The sequence below is a fragment of the Halorubrum rutilum genome (assembly GCF_042665015.1).
GTDB lineage: Archaea > Halobacteriota > Halobacteria > Halobacteriales > Haloferacaceae > Halorubrum > Halorubrum rutilum.
The window spans coordinates 157,251-174,151 of record NZ_JBHTBL010000011.1; the positions used below are offsets into that span (position 1 = coordinate 157,251).

At 73.4% G+C, this 16,901-nt stretch carries 14 protein-coding genes; 3 read left to right on the plus strand and 11 right to left on the minus strand.

All coding sequences use genetic code 11. The features are described 5' to 3' along the window. Window positions 1-128 precede the first annotated feature (128 nt). The 5 genes from ggt to ACFQMF_RS12255 form a co-directional block, all read right to left on the minus strand. Window positions 129-1,787: a gamma-glutamyltransferase gene (gene ggt, locus ACFQMF_RS12235; RefSeq protein WP_256408079.1), complete on the minus strand. Its 1,659-nt coding sequence runs from the start codon at window positions 1,785-1,787 to the stop codon at window positions 129-131. A 158-nt stretch (window positions 1,788-1,945) separates the two neighbouring features. Beyond that, the gene (locus ACFQMF_RS12240) at window positions 1,946-2,251 is read right to left on the minus strand and encodes a putative quinol monooxygenase (protein ID WP_256408080.1); all 306 of its coding nucleotides are present in this window, start codon (window positions 2,249-2,251) and stop codon (window positions 1,946-1,948) included. Between the two features lie 346 nt (window positions 2,252-2,597). Then, entirely contained in the window at window positions 2,598-3,059 is a 462-nt protein-coding gene (locus tag ACFQMF_RS12245) for a molybdopterin-dependent oxidoreductase (RefSeq protein WP_256408081.1), read from the minus strand. A 503-nt stretch (window positions 3,060-3,562) separates the two neighbouring features. Next, window positions 3,563-6,022, minus strand: a complete 2,460-nt coding sequence (locus tag ACFQMF_RS12250; RefSeq protein WP_256408082.1) for a heavy metal translocating P-type ATPase — start codon at window positions 6,020-6,022, stop codon at window positions 3,563-3,565. A gap of 78 nt (window positions 6,023-6,100) precedes the next feature. Beyond that, entirely contained in the window at window positions 6,101-6,856 is a 756-nt protein-coding gene (locus tag ACFQMF_RS12255; protein ID WP_256408083.1) for a helix-turn-helix domain-containing protein, read from the minus strand. Window positions 6,857-7,127: 271 nt separating this feature from the next. Here ACFQMF_RS12255 and ACFQMF_RS12260 point away from each other — a divergent pair, with 271 nt between their 5' ends. Together ACFQMF_RS12260 and ACFQMF_RS12265 are read left to right on the plus strand one after the other, a co-directional pair. Next, window positions 7,128-7,547 (plus strand): Htur_1727 family rSAM-partnered candidate RiPP, encoded by a 420-nt coding sequence (locus tag ACFQMF_RS12260; RefSeq protein ID WP_256408084.1) that lies wholly within the window; start codon window positions 7,128-7,130, stop codon window positions 7,545-7,547. After that, on the plus strand, window positions 7,544-8,767 hold the full coding sequence (locus tag ACFQMF_RS12265; protein ID WP_256408085.1) for a TIGR04347 family pseudo-SAM/SPASM protein: 1,224 nt from the start codon (window positions 7,544-7,546) through the stop codon (window positions 8,765-8,767). The genes ACFQMF_RS12260 and ACFQMF_RS12265 overlap by 4 nt, the downstream gene beginning before the upstream one ends. Window positions 8,768-8,773: 6 nt before the next feature. Here ACFQMF_RS12265 and ACFQMF_RS12270 read toward each other — a convergent pair whose 3' ends face one another. Together ACFQMF_RS12270 and ACFQMF_RS12275 are read right to left on the minus strand one after the other, a co-directional pair. Beyond that, complete coding sequence (locus ACFQMF_RS12270; protein ID WP_256408086.1) at window positions 8,774-9,385, minus strand: helix-turn-helix domain-containing protein; 612 nt, start codon at window positions 9,383-9,385, stop codon at window positions 8,774-8,776. A 161-nt stretch (window positions 9,386-9,546) separates the two neighbouring features. Further along, window positions 9,547-10,593, minus strand: a complete 1,047-nt coding sequence (locus tag ACFQMF_RS12275; protein WP_256408087.1) for a cell division protein FtsA — start codon at window positions 10,591-10,593, stop codon at window positions 9,547-9,549. 171 nt (window positions 10,594-10,764) lie between these two features. On the opposite strand from ACFQMF_RS12275, the gene ACFQMF_RS12280 reads away from it, so the two are divergent. Further along, complete coding sequence (locus ACFQMF_RS12280) at window positions 10,765-11,598, plus strand: geranylgeranylglycerol-phosphate geranylgeranyltransferase (protein ID WP_256408088.1); 834 nt, start codon at window positions 10,765-10,767, stop codon at window positions 11,596-11,598. 135 nt (window positions 11,599-11,733) lie between these two features. Here the strand turns inward: ACFQMF_RS12280 and yciH are convergent, their stop codons facing one another. The 4 genes from yciH to ACFQMF_RS12300 form a co-directional block, all read right to left on the minus strand. After that, complete coding sequence (gene yciH / locus ACFQMF_RS12285) at window positions 11,734-12,027, minus strand: stress response translation initiation inhibitor YciH (RefSeq protein WP_256408089.1); 294 nt, start codon at window positions 12,025-12,027, stop codon at window positions 11,734-11,736. Between the two features lie 167 nt (window positions 12,028-12,194). Then, window positions 12,195-14,426: a transglutaminase TgpA family protein gene (locus ACFQMF_RS12290; protein ID WP_256408090.1), complete on the minus strand. Its 2,232-nt coding sequence runs from the start codon at window positions 14,424-14,426 to the stop codon at window positions 12,195-12,197. Beyond that, complete coding sequence (locus ACFQMF_RS12295) at window positions 14,423-15,634, minus strand: DUF58 domain-containing protein (protein ID WP_379792042.1); 1,212 nt, start codon at window positions 15,632-15,634, stop codon at window positions 14,423-14,425. Before ACFQMF_RS12295 ends, ACFQMF_RS12290 begins: the two co-directional genes overlap by 4 nt. Window positions 15,635-15,640: 6 nt before the next feature. After that, window positions 15,641-16,630, minus strand: coding sequence for an AAA family ATPase (locus ACFQMF_RS12300; protein ID WP_256408092.1), 990 nt, complete (start codon window positions 16,628-16,630; stop codon window positions 15,641-15,643). Window positions 16,631-16,901 lie beyond the last annotated feature (271 nt).

Consider the following 16,901-nt stretch of genomic DNA (forward strand, 5'->3'; position numbering starts at 1 on the left):
CCACATACAAACTGTCTGAGGAATATAATGACGTTCCTCTCGACGCCGCCGATGAGGTGTTTCTAACGCGGCGTTTCTAACGAGCCCCCCCAGACGCCGAGCCGCCCCCGACGCCGAGCCGCCCGTCGTCAGTACCCCTGCGCGTTGCCGTCCTTCCGCGGCTCGGTGGCGGCCGAGAGGACGCCGCCGTCGTTACGGACGATCTGCGCGCCGCCGAACTGGACCGGCGAGAGCGTCCTGACGTCGTGGTCCTTCCGGACCAGCTTCGCGACGACGTCGTCGTCGAAGTGGGGCTCGACGCCCAGCTCGCCGCTCTCGCGGTACCGCCACCGGGGCTCGTCGAGCGCGCGCTGGAGGGGCATGTCGTAGTCGACGACGTTCGAGATCACCTGCACGTGTCCCTGCGGCTGCATGTACCCGCCCATCACGCCGAAGGCGGCCCAGTCGTCCTCCCCGAGTCGGGCGATCGCCGGGATCAGCGTGTGGAACGGGCGCTTGCCCGGTTCGAGGCTGTTCGGGTGCTCGGGGTCGAGCGAGAACGACGCGCCCCGGTTCTGGAGCGCGATCCCGGTCTCGCCCGCGACGAGCCCGGAGCCGAAGCCGGCGAACCGCGAGTTGATGTACGAGACGACGTTGCCCTCGTCGTCGGCGACGGTGAGCAGCACCGTGTCGGCGTCCTCGGCGTTCGCGTTCGGCACGCCGAAGGAGACGTCGCCGTCGGCGGTCGGCCCGACGCCGGCCGCCCGCTCCGCCGCCCAGTCGGTCGATTCGAGCGGCGGAACGTCCTCGTAGTCGGGATCGGTGATGTAGCGGTGGCCGTCGTGGAAGGCGCGCTTCATGGCCTCCGCGAAGTAGTGGACGCGCTCGGCGGTGTCGTAGTCGTGCTCGCCGGCGCCGAGTTCGCTCGCGACGTTGAGCGCCTCAAGCGCGATGAGCCCCTGGTTGTTCGGCGGGAGCTCGTACACCTCGGCCCCGTTGTACGTCGTCGAGACGGGCTCCGGCCACTCGACCTCGAAGTCGGCGAGGTCGTCGACGGTCATGAACCCGCCCCGCGACTGCACCTCCCCGGCGATCGCCTCGGCGATCTCGCCCTCGTACACCGCGTCGGCGCCGCGCTCCGCGATCGCCTCCATCGACTCGCCGAGCCGCGGGAGCGTGACCGTCTCGCCGACCGACGGGGCGTCCCCCCCGAACAGGAACGCCTCCCGGGCGTGGTCGTCGGTGAACAGCTCCTCCGCGCCGGCCCAGTACGAGGCGATCACCTCCGAGACCGGGTACCCCTCGGTGGCGTACCGGATCGCGGGCGCGAGGGCGTCGGCGAGCGTGAGCCGGCCGAGCTCCTCGATCGTCGCCTCCCAGCCGCGGGCCGTCCCCGGGACCGTGACCGCGTGAGGGCCGTAGAAGGGCATTCCGGCCTCGTCGGTGTCGTCGACCGCGTACCCGCCGTCGTCCGGGTAGTACGCCGAGGCGTCGTCGTTCGCGTCCAACGCCTCCCGCACGTTCCCGATCGTCGCGTCGGCGGGCGCGCCCCCGCAGGCGCGCATCGCTCCGACGTCGCCGTCGGCCGTGCGGTAGAGCGCGAACACGTCGCCGCCGAGCCCCGTCGACGTCGGCTCGACGACGTTCAGCGCGGCCGCGGTCGCCACGGCCGCGTCGAACGCGTTCCCGCCCTCGCGCAGCGTCTCGATCCCCGCCTGACTGGCGAGGGGCTGGCTGGTCGCGACGACGCCGCGCCGGCCGTATACCGTCGACCGCCGAGAAGCGAACCGGTCCAGGTCTGGTTCCATACCCCCGATCCGGCTGCCCGGCGTATAAATACCGGTCCGGATCTATCCGGTCGCCTCGCCGACCGGCCACGGCGATTCGCGCCCGTCTCTCCCGTTCGCGAGCGGCCCGACGGCTTCGGAACCGACGGATCGCCGAGCGAGAACCGACGCTCGATCCCCTACGAGTGCTTGGCGGCCAACACGTCGATCTCGTCGATCTGGGGGTCCGACTCGAACAGCTCGTCGGCGCGGTCCAGCAGCTCGGCGGCGATCTCCCCGTCGAGGTGCGCCTGCCGCCCCTCCTCGTCGGGGAACGTGTCGAAGATACCGAACGTCGTCTCGTCGAGTCTGAGCGCGAACCACGTCGTCGTCTTCTCCTCGGCCTCCGCGGCCGGGAGCGCGGATTCGAGGAACTCGGCGACCTCCTCGGTCTTCTCCGGCTTCGCTTCGAGGCGGGCCTGCAGCGCGTACTCGGAGTCTGACATTCCGTCCGGATCGAGGGGCGCGAGCCGAATAAGTCCGGCTACGGGAGCAATCCGGACGCCGGTCTCGGTCCTCGGCGGCTGCTGCGAGTGCGAAGGGACTCGCCGGGATCGACCGCGCCGATAAACGCTCACCGGCTATATCGAATCCGCGAACCGTCGGCGCGGGCGGTCACCGGCGACCGACGGAAACGGGACGGCTCCGTGTCGACGTGAAAAAACCGGTGGCCTCTGCACTCATAGGGCTCGTCATCGCTGGTGCCGAGGCAGCTCGGGGCGGTGCGTCGTCATCGGCCGGTGGCTCGTAGTCGGCTCGTCGTCTAAAGTGACCGGGTCCGACCCGTCGCGGTCAGTACCCGAGCTCCTCGTGCTCCTGCGGGTCCTCGTCCGGTCCGAGGCGCAGGAACTCGAGCTCGCGAACCCCCCGAACGGTCCGCCCCGCGTCGACGGAGGCGACGAACCGCGGGCGCCGGGCCGGCGGCAGGGGCTCGCCCGCGCGCTCGACCGCCAGCACGGCGTCGAGCGCGGTCCGGACCGGCACGCAGACGGCGTACCCGTCGGCCGCGACGCGCACGTGGGTCGCCTCCGGGTCGACGTCGACGTCCGACCGGTCGAGCAGCGCCGCCACCGGGACCCCGCGCCAGGCGCCGCCCCAGCGCTCGCCGCTGGCGCACAGGAACTCCTCCTCGACGCGTTCGAGCTCGCTCTCGTCGACCGCGCCGCAGACCACCGTCCCGTCCGCGAGCCCGGACAGTCGGACCGCGGTCCGCGCCGCCGCGTCCGGGATCGCCTCGCGATCGTGTGGGCGCATGACCGGCGGTAAGAGCGCCGCCCTTACAAATCGGCGACACCGTTTCCGGGGACTGGGCATCCGTCGCGGTCCCCGGAGGAGCGGCGCGGCTCCGGGCGCTCTGCTCGTCGGTTCGGAAAATCGGGACGCGGTCGGTCACTCGCCGCCGTGACACGACCCCGCGTACGCGTTCCACCGGCCGGTCCCGTTCGGGATCCGCTCCGTGTCCGTCGCGTCGAACGTCGCCGCGCACCGCGCGACCGCCTCCGCCGCTGTCGGGAGGTCGTCGGCCTCCTCGCCGCTGCTCTCCTCGTCGGCCGCCGACGGGACGGTCTCCGTTGACGCTCTCTCCGTTTCGATGCTCGCCTCGCGCGCACTCGGACCCTCGGGGCGGGTCGCCGCCGCCGATTCCGAGCCTGCGTCAGTCGTGTACTACGGGTGGCACGTCTCTCCCGAGACGTCGGTCGTTAATAATAGTTCATGTTCGTTTCGGGCGTCGGGAACGAGGGCCTCGCCCCCGCCGGTCACTCGTACGACTCGGGCTCGATGCCGGAGAGCCGCATCGCGTTGCCGGTGACGCCGAGGCTCATCCCCATGTCGCCGACGACGACCGCGACGGCGACGCTCACGAGCCCCAGCGGCACGCCGAGCGCGAGGAGGGCCTTCACGCCGAGGCTCGCCCAGACGTTCTGCCGGATGACGCCGTTGGCGGTGTGCGAGAGCGCGTAGAGGTACGGGAGCTTCGCCACGTCGTCGCCCATCAGCGCGATGTCCGCGGTCTCCAGGGCGGTGTCGGTCCCGGCGGCGCCCATCGCCACGCCGACGTCGGCGGTCGCCAGCGCGGGCGCGTCGTTGATCCCGTCGCCGACCATCGCCACCTCCCCGTACTCGGCCCGCAGCGACTCGACCGCCGCGACCTTCTCCTCGGGGAGGAGGTCGGCGCGATACTCGTCGACCCCCACCTGCTCGGCGATCGCCCTGGCGGTGCCCTCGTTGTCGCCCGTCAGCATGACGACGCGCTCCACGCCGAGCTCGCGGAGGCGCTCGACGGCCCGCTCCGAGTCGGGCCGCACCTCGTCCGCGACGGCGACGGCCCCGGTCAGCGAACTCGCCGTCCCGACGAGCACGACGGTCTTCCCCTCGCGCTCTAACGCGGCGAGGGCCCCCTCCGGGAGCTCTCCGGGGCCGCCTCCGCCCGCCGCGGGATCGGCCTCGTCGTCCGCCGCGACGACGCCGCCGTCGGTCTCGGCCCGCGCCCGCGACAGGTCGAAGCCGAGCTCCTCGAACAGCGCGGGCTTCCCGGCGTAGTACGTCTCGCCGTCGATCTCGGCGCGGATCCCCTTCCCGGTCAGGCTCTCGAACCCCGTCGGCTCGGTGAGGTCCCCGACGCCCGCCCGCTCGGCGCGGTCGAGGATCGCGGCGGCGATGGGGTGTTCGCTCCGGCGCTCCAGCGCCGCGGCCCGCCGCAGCAGCGTCGCCTCGTCGGCGTCGCCGAGCGGGATCAGGTCGGTGACCGCGAGCTCGCCCCTGGTGAGCGTCCCGGTCTTGTCGAGCGCGACGGCGTCGACCTCGCCCATCGCCTCTAGGTGGTTGCCGCCCTTAATCAGCACGCCGTTCCTCGCCGCGCTGGTGATCCCGGAGACGACCGAGACGGGCGTCGAGATGACGAACGCGCAGGGGCAGGCGATCACGAGCAGCGTGAGCCCGCGGACGAACCACGTCCCCCAGTCCGCGGCGAAGACGAACGGGTAGCCGGCGATACCGACCGTCACCGGCTCCGCGATGAGGAGCGGCGGCACCGCGGCGGTCAGGACCGCCAGCGCGACGACGACCGGCGTGTAATACCCCGCGAAGCGGTCGACGAACCGCTCCGTCTCTGTCTTCTCGGCCTGCGCGCCCTGCACCAGCTCGATGATCCGCGAGAGGGTGGAGTCGCCCGCGGTGGAGCTCACCTCGATCTCGAGGTACCCCTCCTCGTTGATCGACCCCGCGAACGCCTCGTCGCCGACCGCCTTGTCGACGGGGACGCTCTCGCCGGTGATCGGGGACTCGTCGACCGCGCTCTCGCCCTCGACCACCGTCCCGTCGAGCGGGACCTTCTCGCCCGGCCGGACGACCACGGTCTCGCCGACTGCGACGTCGTCGGTCGGGACGGTCACCTCGTCGCCCTCCCGCCTGACGGTGGCCTCGTCCGGGGACAGCTCCATCAGCTCGCGCAGCGAGTCGCGGGCGCGGTCCATCGCGTAGTCCTCCAGCAGCTCGGCGACGCTGAAGAGGACGGCGAGCGTGGCGGCCTCGACGAAGTAGCCGATCCCCGTCGCGGCGACGATCGCCGTCCCCATCAGCAGGTCGATGTCGAGGCTGCGGTTCAGCGCCGAGTAGTAACCGGCGCGGACGACGGGGATCCCGCTGGCCGCGACGGCGCCGACGAACAGCGCGTCCGCGAGCGTGAGCGGGACGCTCAGCACGCTCGCGACGACGGGATTGGACGCGGTCAGCACGAACTCGAACAGGAGCCCCCCGACCACGAGGACCGCGCCGAGCCACGTCTTCTTCGCGCGCGGCGTCGTCCAGACCTCGGCGGGCGGCGCGACGGCGACGCCGGGTCCCCCGCCGGCGCCCCCGTCGCCGTCGTCCGCGTCACCGTCGCCCGCCGACCGTCCCCCCGTGACCTCGTAGCCGGCGCCCTCGATCGCGGCGACCACGTCCCCCTCGTCGGCGCGGTCGGGATCGTACGTGACCGTCGCGGTCCCGGCGGTGGGATTGAGCGCGACGTCGACCACGCCGTCGACGCGCCCGAGGGCGTTGTCGACCTTCCCGGCGCACGACGGGCAGTCCATCTCGGGGACCGCGAGGTCGGCCGTCAGCTCGCGCCGCCCGCCGTCCGCGCCCGTATCGGGGACCCCGTCCCCGGCGGTCCCGCTTGCGCCGCTTCCGGCCCCGCCGCCGTCGGGCCCGCCGCGTCCGTCCGACTTGTCGCTCATTACGTCGAGGGAGGGGCCTCGCGTCGATAAGCCTTGGTTGGAGACTTCCAACTCTTCCGCGAAAACGCCTCGGCTCGGCTACTCGAACGGCGCCGGCGCGGCGTCGCCCGCGACCGACCGGGCGACGTGCGCCTTCGCGAGGCGCTCCTCGGCCCGGCGGAGGCGGTAGGTGAGCGTCGACCGCGGCACGTCGAGGTGGTCGGCGAGCTCGCCCGCGTCGACCGCCCGCGGGGACTCGTAGTAGCCGTGCTCGACCGCGGCCCTGAGGGCGGCCTCCTGCTCCGGGGAGAGCCCGACGCCGTCCGCGTCGGCCCGCGTCCCGCCGCCCGCCGAGGCGTTCGCGGTCCTGAGCAGCTCCGTGCGCGCCGCGTCGCCGACGGCGTCCCGGAGCGCGTCGAAGAAGGCGCCCACGTCGCCCTCGCCGGAGTGGATCAGCCGCCAGGTGTAGTGTCGCCCCTCGTGGCGGGTCTCGAACAGCACGCCGTCGCCGAGGTGGTCGCGGGCGATGTGCGGGACGGACGCGCAGACGGGCGTGGGCTCCCAGTCGGTGTACAACACGAGGGTGTCGTCGGTCCGGTCGAGGACGCGGGTGGTCTGCGTCGCGCCGCAGTCCTCGGTCGCGAGGCAGTCGGCGTAGTAGTCGCCGTCGGTGAAGGCGTCCTCGACGGCCGCGAGCGCCTCCGGGGTCCCGGTCGCGTGGTCGACGCGCCAGAGGTGGTCGTCGGTGGCGTGGAGCGACAGCGACCGCACCCGCGTCCCCGGATGGCCCGCGAGCGCGTCGGCCACCCGGTTGCGCCCCGGCTCGTACTCCAGGGCGAAGACGAGTTCGCGCATGGGGGCCGCTAGGCGACGGTCGGACATAACTGGTGGCCCCGAAGCGCCGCGACCGCCACGGACGCCGTCCGAGCCGGTTTCGAGCCGGTCACGGGCGGTCCGCCTCGTCGCCGTCGAATCCGCGTGCGTCTCACTCGCGAAATCCGCCCCGAATCCGGATTCGCTATACCGGCATGCGATTTACGCGTCGGGGGTCCGAACGTGTTCGGTCGGATTTCGCCCCCGTGAGAACGCGCGAAACCGGGTTCGGTGGGTCGGTCCTACGCGGCGTATGGTCGAGAAGACGGACCGAACCGCCGGACCGGGCGGCCCGCGCTCGGCGGACGGCCGACGCTTCGAGGTGTTCGTCAGGGAGGCGGAGGCCGACCCGCTCCGCCACGTCGGCACCGTCGCGGCGCCGACGCCGGACGCCGCGCACGAGGAGGCGAGCGAGCTCTTCGCCCGGTACGCCCGCGACGTGTGGCTCTGTCCCGCCGAGGAGACGCACCGCTACTCCGCCGAGTCGCTGGCGGGCGACGACCGCGAGTCCGGCGACGCGGGCGACGGCGCGTCTCCGGACCGCGACGGCGACCCGCGCGCCTCCGAGGCGGCGGAGGGGACTCCGACCGTCGCCTGCGGCGGCGCGCCGGTCGAGGGCGACGCCGAAGCGGCGGACCCCGACGACGCTCCCGGTCCGGAGGGCGACCGATGATCTCGGTCAGCAAGCTCCTCTGCGGGCTCGACGCCGAGAGCGACGGCCTCCGGTACGACGCCGCCGAGGGCTCGGAGAAGCCGCAGATCACGGAGGACAAACAGCGGCGTCCGGTCGTCGTCTGGAACGCGACGAAGCGGTGTAACCTCTACTGCGAGCACTGCTACGCCGCGGCCGACGAGGAGGGGGCGCCGAACGAGCTGTCGACCGCGGAGGGGAAGGCGCTCATCGACGACCTCGCCGCGTTCGGCGTGCCGGTCCTCCTCTTCTCCGGCGGGGAGCCCTTGGTCCGGGAGGACCTCGCGGAGCTCGTCGCCCACGCCGACGACGCCGGGATCCGGCCCGTCCTCTCGACGAACGGGACGCTCCTGACCCGCGAGCGCGCTCGGGAGCTGAAGGCGGCGGGGCTCAAGTACGCCGGCGTCTCCGTCGACGGGCTCCCCGAGCGCAACGACCGGATCCGGGGCGAGGAGGGCGCGTTCGACGCCGCGGTCCGCGGGATCGAGGCGTGTCTCGACGTCGGCCTCAAGACCGGGCTCCGCTACACGATCACCGAGCACAACGTCGACGACCTCGCGGGCGTCGTCGACCTCCTCGTCGACGTCGGCGTCGACCGCTTCTGCTTCTACCACCTCGACTACGGCGGGCGCGGCGCCGACATCTCGGACGTCGACCTGAGCCCCGAGGCGACCCGGGAGGCGGTCGCCGACCTCTGTGACCTCACCCGCGAGTACCACGCGGCCGGCGAGGAGATCGAGACGCTGCTCGTCGGCAACTACGCCGACGCCGGCCACCTCGTCGAGTACGCCGACCGCGAGATCGGGACCGACCGCGCCCGACTGATCTACGAGCACCTCCGGCGCAACGGCGGGGACCCGACCGGCGAGCGCGTCGCCGACGTCGACCCCGTCGGCAACGTCCACCTCACGCAGTTCTGGCAGGGGTACTCGCTCGGCAACGTCCGCGACCGCTCGTTCGGCGCGATCTGGTCGGACGAGTCGAACCCGCTCCTCGCCGGGCTCCGGGACCGCGAGGACCGGCTCACCGGGCGATGCGCCGACTGCGCGTACAAGTCGATCTGCCGGGGCGGCTCGCGGCTCCGCGCCCTCTCGGCGCACGGCGACCCCTTCGCGCCCGATCCGAAGTGTTACCTCACGGAGGCGGAACGCGACGGCGCGGAGGCGCTGCGCCGCGTCCGCGGCGGGTCCCCGGCCGACTGAGGGGACCTACTCCTCGACGCCGTCGAACACGTCCGTCACGAGCTTCGCCTGCGCGCCCCGGAGCCGCTGTGAGAGCGCCGACTTGCTGATCGACAGCTCGGCCGCGAGGTCGCCGAGCGAGACGTCGGCGCCGTCGTCGAAGTAGCCGCGGACCACGGCGAGCTCCATCCCCTCCCGCTGTTTCGGGGTGAGCGCCGAGAGGTCCACGGTCGCCTGCTCGGTCGACTCGGGCCCCGAGACCACGGCGAGCCGGACCAGCCGCACGCGGTCGAGCGCCTCCCTGAGCGCCGCGACGAGCTCGCGGACGGCGTCGCGGTCGTCGACGTACGACGTGACGAGCACCGTCCCCTCGTCGACCCGCCGGACGTGGGGGACGTAGCCGAACTCCTGGAAGACGCGACAGAGGCAGTCGTCCGCGACCTCGCCGCGGTCGCGGCGGATCCCCTCCCCGTCCGCGGGCCGGACCTCCACCGTGCACTCGTCGCCGACCGCGTTGACGGTGACGTCGGCCGCGCTCTCCGCCTGCGAGACGATCGGGCAGTCCCACTCGTCGGACGGGTCGACCTCGAGGTCGACGCGGAGCCGTCGTTCGCCGTCGTCGCCGGCGGGTTCGACCATACGCCCGATCGATGAGCCTCGGCTTTAGGCGTTCGGCGCGTCCTCACGGATCGAAAAATCGGGGTCGGGCGGCGGGGTCGGGAAACCCGAGTCGGCTCGGAGCCGGGGCGCTCGGCGTCGGGGCGCTCGGCGTCGGGGCGCTCGGCGTCTGGCGCGAGCGCTCAGTCCTCGGACTCGGGCGCGGCCTCCTCCGCGGCGGGCTCCTCGGCGGCCCCGGCGGAGTCGTCCTCGCCCTCCTCCGAGCGGGCCGCGACCAGCGCGCCGCTGGCGACGCTGTACATCGGCTCGTCGGCCGAGCGCACGCCGCTGATCGAGAACGGGATGTTCGCGTCCTCCAGGTGGTCCGCGAACAGGTCCTCGAACCCGTTCGGGCTGGAGGTGCCGCCGGTGACGACGACGGGCACGTCGAGCCCCTCCTCGACGTCCTCCTCGTCGACCTCGCGGCTGATGTTCTCGATGACGTAGTCGAGGAGGTTCTCGTAGTAGATGGCGAGCGCGCCCTCGACGCCGCCCACGTCGGTGCGGAAGTCGAGCTCGAAGTCGTCCTCCTTGATGCTCGTCACCTTGTCGACCGGCGTGCCCGTCGCCTGCGAGGTCTGCTCGTCGATCCAGTCGCCCCCGCGGGCGATGGAGAACTTCATCACGGGCACCGCGTAGTAGGCGAGACAGACGTTCGTCATCCCGGCGCCGAAGCTGATCCCGAGCCCGGTGAAGTTGTTGTCGGCGAGCTCGGAGTAGATGACGGCCATCCCCTCGTTGATCGGCTCGGGGTCGTACCCCATGTCGCCGAGCATCGATTCGAGCGTCTTCTCGTGGTACAGCGTCGTCAGCCCGGAGTCGATCGGGTCGGCCGGGCTGGAGTAGAACAGCCGCTCGTTCGGCTTCGAGGGCTCGCCGACCACCTGCTCGGTGATGAGCTTGATCATCGGGATCGCGGACGCCTCGTCGCTGGACAAGATCCCGTGCTGCATCGGGCGGCGCGTCTCCTTGTTGAAGATGTTCGCGAAGTTCAACGCGTCGTCGCCGACGACGTACACCTTGTCCTCCTTCCGGATGTGGAGGACGTCGCTGCGGGAGAGCATCTGCTCGGCCATGTCGCTGTACTCGATCTCGACGAACGAGTTGCGCTGCTGTACGAACACCGTCTCCGCGCCTTCCTGTCGCCCGGAGAGGATGTTCATCGTGCCGACGTCAAGGCCCTTGGCCATACACGCCCCTTCCGTTGCGCACGTCATAAACGTTCGTGGCCAATTCCGTGCCGAGAGAATCGCGGCCGGGACGTCGCCGGGGGTGGCCCTCGGTCACCGCGGCCCTCGGCCGCCGCGATCCCGCCTCGAATCCCGGGTCGTTTATGTGCCGCGCCGCGGTGTGGAGACGACGTGCACGACACAGCGCGCGGGGTCGCGGAGCTGGCCCGGCCGACGAACTGCGTCGCCGCCGCGGTCCTCACGGGGACGGGCGCGTTCGTCGCCGGCGCCGCGGGCGCCGCCGTCCCCGCCGCGGTCGCCGCGGTCGTCACGGCGTTCGCGGTCGCCGCGGGCAACGCGATCAACGACTACTTCGACCGCGAGATCGACGCCGTCAATCGGCCGGACCGCCCGATCCCGCGCGGCGCCGTCTCGCCGCGCGGCGCGCTCGCCGTCGCCGCCGCCTGGTTCCTCGTCGCCGTCGCGTTCGCGGCCCTCCTGCCGCCGCTCGCGGTCGCCATCGCCGCCGTCAACCTCGTCGCGCTCGTCACTTACACGACGGTGTTCAAGGGAACGCCCGGGCTCGGCAACGCGCTCGTCTCGTACCTCGTCGGCTCGACGTTCCTGTTCGGCGGGGCCGCGGTCGGCGAGCCGGGATCCGTCGTCGTTCTCGCGCTGTTGGCGGGGCTCTCGACGTTCACCCGCGAGGTGATCAAAGACGTCGAGGACGTCGCCGGCGACCGCGAGGAGGGGCTCCGCACGCTCCCCATCGCGGTCGGCGAGCGCCGCGCGCTGTGGATCGGCGCCGCCGCCCTCGTCGTCGCCGTCGCGGCCAGCCCGGTCCCGTACTTCACCGGCACCTTCGGCGGCGCCTACCTCCTCCTCGTCGCCGTCGCCGACGCGGCGATGCTGTACGCCTGCTACGAGGGGTTCGGCGACCCGGCGACCGCGCAGCGCCGCTTCAAGTACGGCACCTTCCTCGCGGCGGCCGCGTTCGTCGTCGGGCGGGCGGCGCTGCTCATTTAAAAACCGCCGGAGCGCGGGCCGCGAGCCGCGCTCCCCGACTCGCGGGGGCGCGAGTCACTGAGCCGCGGCTCGCCGGACGGGATCGCTCGAAAAACCGGATCCGTGATCGCTCGACGGCGGACGGTCAGGTGACGGTCACGCGACGTTGAAGCCCTTGTCGCGGAGGAACTCCTCCACGCGGCCCGAGTGGTTCCCCTGCAGCTCGATGGCGCCGTCCTCGACGGTGCCGCCGCAGGCGAACTTCGACTTGAGGTCCGACGAGAGGGAGCTCATGTCGACGTCCTTCGGGTCGAATCCTTCGATGACCGTTACCTCCTTTCCGTACCTGCGCTCGTCGATGCGGATGCTGATCTGCTGGGACTCCTTCGCGACGTCCTCGCAGACGCAGAGTTCCTGGGGCAGTCCGCACGTCGAGCAGACTTCCGACATTACGGTCGAACGTACATGGTGACCGTATTAAATAGTGTCGGGAGTGCGACCGCGGCGCGCGTTCGCCGCCGGCTCAGGCGGGCGAGCGACGGAAACGGCCCGAGAGCCGACGCCGGAAACGGGTCGAGCCGACGCCGGGAACGGGCCCGGGAGACGACGCGAACGGGTCAGTCGAACAGCCGCCCGACGACCGGCGTCGCCTCCAGCGCGAGCCGCCGGACGGTCCGCCGCGCCTCGTCGGCCTCGGCGCGCGTCACCGTCCCGGCGTACGCCGCCCGCTCGTACGCCTCCCCGACCGCGAGCGCCCGCTCGTCGAGCCCGCGGCGGCGGAGGGCGTCGAGGTACTCCCGCGGGGTCTCCCCCGCGCGCCGTTCCCGGTACCGGCGGGCGAGGAGGTACTCCAGGTCCGCGAACGCTCGCTTCGCGTCGGCGGTCGGGTCGGCGCCGCCCCGCGGGAGCCGGAGCCGGGCGGCCCGGACCGCCCGCTCGCCGACGCCGAAGCGGCGGGCGCCGGTGACGCCGATCACGGCCGCGAACAGCCAGTACGCGACGGTCTCGCCGGACGGGAGCGGGGAGTCCTCCTCCCCCGATCGCGGCTCGCCGGGGACCGCGCCGCGGGTGAGCCCGGTCCGCCGCCGGTCGGCGGCGTCCGCGCCGGTCGTGGCGTTGTCGGTCGCGGCGTCGTCCCCCGTCGCGGCGCTGCCGTTCGCCGCGCCGGTCGCGGCCGGGGCCGCCCCGGACTCCGGGACGATCGACGGCGACGTCACCGCCGGCTCCGAGGCCGGCACGTCGACTCCCGGTTCGCCCGCGGAGCGCGCGTCGGCGAGGCGCGCGCTCCGGACCTCGTCGCGCTCGGCGGCGGGCGTCGGGTCGAACGTCACCCAGCCGTGGCCCGGGAAGTACGCCTTCACCCACGCGTGGGCGTCCTGGCCGCGGACGACGTACCGGTCCTCGCCGATCCGCTCGCCCTCGGAGTAGCCGGTGACGAACCGCGCCGGGATCCCCTGCGAGCGCAGCATCGCGGTCATCGTCGTCGCGAAGTAGACGCAGTAGCCGGCGTCCATCTCGAAGAGGAACGCGTCCGCCACGTCGCCGTCGGGCTTCCGGACGGTGAGCGAGTACTCGTACTCCTCGCGCAGGTAGCGCTCGATCGCGACGGCCCGATCGTACGGGTTCTCCGCGCCCGCCGCCGCGAGGATCTCCTCGGTGCGCTCGCCGACCCGCTCCGGCGTGCTCGCCGGGAGCTGCGTGTACCGGTCCTCGATCGCGGGGTCGTAGTCGGTCCCGGCGTCCCGGAGCGCGTCGGGGTCGGCGTCGAGTACACGGCTCTCGACCGTGACCGTCTCGCCCGCCCCCAGCGGCTCGGCGAGCCGGACCGTCCCGTGCTCGTCCACCCGCGCGGTCTGCGCCGCGGGGCCCCGGACGTCGACGACCTGCCACGGCGCCGGCAGCGACGACGACTCCCCCTCGGCGGTGATCGTGACGTTCGCGCGCGTCGCGTCGCCCGGGGGGCCGTCGAGCGGCCCCTCCAGCGGCGACTGCTCGCCGGACCGCACCCAGCCGTCGCCCGTGTAGGTGTCGTAGCTGCCGGCGTGCCAGTTCGCCGCGACCGGGCTCTCGATCGTGTACCTGACCTCGGGCGAGAGCCGCGTCGGACCGACGACCTCCACCTCGTCGTCGGCCTCGATCGACGACTCCAACGTGGGGGTGCCGCGGTCGAGCGCCCACGGCTGGGCCGCGCCGGCCGGGAGGAGGCTGAGCGTCGCGCTCACGAGCACCATCGCCGCCAACACCGCCGCGAGGGTGTCGCCGTGGTCCCGGATCCCGCCCGGCATCGACAGCGTCGAGAGGCCCGCGGCGAGCGCGACCCCGACCGCGCCGGCGAGCGTGGCCGTCCCGCCCGCGTCGCCCGTGAGCACGAGGAACCCCAGCGTGCCGCCCGCGACCCCGGCGGCGCTCATCTGTCGCCCGCGGCCGACGAGGTACCCCACGAGGAACGTCGGGACGGGCGCGACCGCGAGCACCCACAGGTCCGCGAGCGCGAGCCGGAGGACCGAGAGCCCGGTCAGCAGCGAGATCACGTCGAGCGCGACGTTCTCGACCGAGAACAGCGCCCGCCGGCTCGCGGGGATCGCGAGGTAGTACCCCGCCAGCGTCGCGGCGAACAGGCCCGCGGTCAGCCGGACCGCGGTCCGCTCGCCGACGTGCCGCGCGAGGGCGAGCCCCGCGCCGCCGGCGACCGCGACGGCGACCGCGGTCCGGCCCGTCCCCCCGACGACGTCGGTCGCGGAGAGGAACACCGAGAGGTACGCCGCCGTGACGACCGCGACGCCGAGCGCCGGCGGGTCGACGACCGACCGCAGCCGCCGGGCGCGGTCGCCGGTCAGCGGCCGCCTCATCCGCCGATCACCTCGTCTCGTCGACCGGCCGCCTCGCCCCGAGCCGCGGCGGCGACTCCCCCGCGAGCGGTGGCCCCGCCTCGGCCCTCCTCCGGCGATTCGCCTTCGGTCGCCGTCCCGTCGACGCCGGCGCCCCGGCCGCCGCCGACCGCCGCGCGGACGGGCGCACCGGCCACCTCGCCGAACGCGAGCGTCCGGTCGCCGATCCGGTACCGCGCGCCGCGCTCGCCGGCGACCACGCGGGCGTCGGCCTCCTCGACGGCGACCGCGCCGAGGCCGGCGCGCGCGGCCAGTTCCAGGACGGCCCGGCGTCCGCGGGCGCCCGGGTCGGCCGAGACCTCGCCCCCGGGGAGCGTCAGATCGACCGGGACGCCGTCGTCCAGCAGCGCGAGCGCGAGGCTGGCGGCCGCGCTCGCGAGGGCGTCGGCGGGGTCCCGATCCGCCGCGCCCCCCCGACCTCCAGTGCTATCGCGACCGGCCGCGCCCTCCCGGTCGCCCGCGGTCTCGCCGGCGATCGCGACCCGGCCGCGCTCCGTCCGCGCGGCGAACGCCTTCACCACGAGCTCGTCGTGCTTTGCGGTCGCCGCCCAGTGGACGTCGCGGAGGGGGTCCCCGCGCGTGTACTCCCGGAGCCGGTCGAACTCCTCGCGCCGCCGGCTCGCTCCCACGGCGTCGTCGGCGTACAGCGACCGGCGGAGCCGCGCCGGGATCTCGCGGCACGCCGGGTAGGTCAGGGTCTCGTCGAACGCCTCGACGACCGCCTCCCGCTCGAAGAGCCCGAACACGTCGCTCGCGGTCACCGTGACCGGACCGAAGCGCCGCTCGCCCCGGCGCAGGTAGTCGACGCGGTACGTCGCCGGCGCGTCGCCGACGGAGGTCCGGACCGGCTCGTCGGGGCCGGCCAGCCCGTCGTCGAGCGCGTCGTCGACGTCGGCGACGTACGTCGGCGACAGCCCGCCGGCGTCCCGCCCCTCGAACGCGAGGCGGACCTCGCCGCCCTCGCCGACGAACCCCTCGGGCGGGAGGGTCCGGTCCACCGCCGGCTCGTCGATCCGGGCGAGCTGGACGTACCCGGCCGCGAGCGCGACGGCGCCCGGCAGGACGACCGCCTCCAGCGACCGCCCGCCGGCCGCGAACGCCATGGCGACGCCGCCGACGCAGACCGCGAGGACGACGCGACCGCGTCGGGTGAGGGTCGGCGACGACACGGGCGATCACTCCACGCTCGTCCGGTCTAAGGCGTCTTCGACCACCGTCGCCCCGTCGGTTCCGGAGTCGGCGCGGACGCGGTGCGCGAACACGGTCGGCGCCTCGGCCTGGACGTCGTCGGGGATCACGTACCCGCGGCCGTCGAGCGCGGCCCGCGCCTGCGCGGTCCGGAGCAGCGCGAGGCTCCCCCGCGGGCTGACGCCGAGCCGCGCGTTCCGCCGGGTGTACGCCGCCAGCCGCGCGACGTACTCCCGGACCGACTCGGTCGCGTCGACGCCGGCGACCGTCGCCCGGGCGCGCCGGACCTCCTCGATCGAGGCGACGGGATCGACGGCGTCGACGGGGTGGTCGCCGGCCATGCGCCCGATGATCTCGGCCTCCTCCTCGGTGCTCGGGTAGCCGAGCCGGATCTTCTTCGTGAACCGGTCGATCTCTGCCACCGGGAGGTCGTACGTCTGCCCGGGCTCGACGTCGTTCTGGGTCGCGATCACGCAGAACGGATCCGGGAGCGACCGGGTCTCGCCGTCGGTCGTCACCTGACCCTCCTCCATCGCCTCCAGCAGGGCCGACTGCGTCTTCGGCGGCGCCCGGTTGATCTCGTCGCCGAGGACGACGTTGGCGAACACCGGCCCCGGCTGGAACTCGAACTCGTCGGTGCGCTGGTTGAACACGTTGACGCCGGTGACGTCGGCGGGGAGGAGGTCGGGCGTGAACTGGACGCGCTTGAACGAGCCGCCGATCGAGCGCGACACCGACTTCGCGAGCGTCGTCTTCCCGACGCCCGGCACGTCCTCGACGAGGAGGTGCCCGCGGGCGAGGACGGCGATCAGGACGTGCTCGACCGCCGTCCGCTTCCCGACGATCACCTCCTCGACGTTGTCGGCGACGCGCTCCGCGAGCGCGGCGACCTCGTCGGGCGCCAGCGGGGGCCGTTCGGTCGCCCCCGCCCCGTCCGCGTCGACCCCGCTCGGTCCGGTCTCCGCGGCGTCCGTCATGTCGGAGCCCGTCGCGCGGCGGCCCGGTCGCTTCCCGCGGTCCGCCTCGGTCGCGCGAAGCCTTCCGATCGCGCGAACCGTTCCGTTCCCGCGAACCGTTCCCGCCGCGCGGTCCGCTCCCTCGGTGCGCCCGTCCCGTCGCTCTCACCCGTGATACGGACTCCCACGATCATCGATACGAACTCGCTTAGGATAGCAGCGGCATATGCGTTCCGCCGAGCGGTGCGGTCCGTACACGCCCGATTCGGACCGCGAGCGACGACCCTCGGAC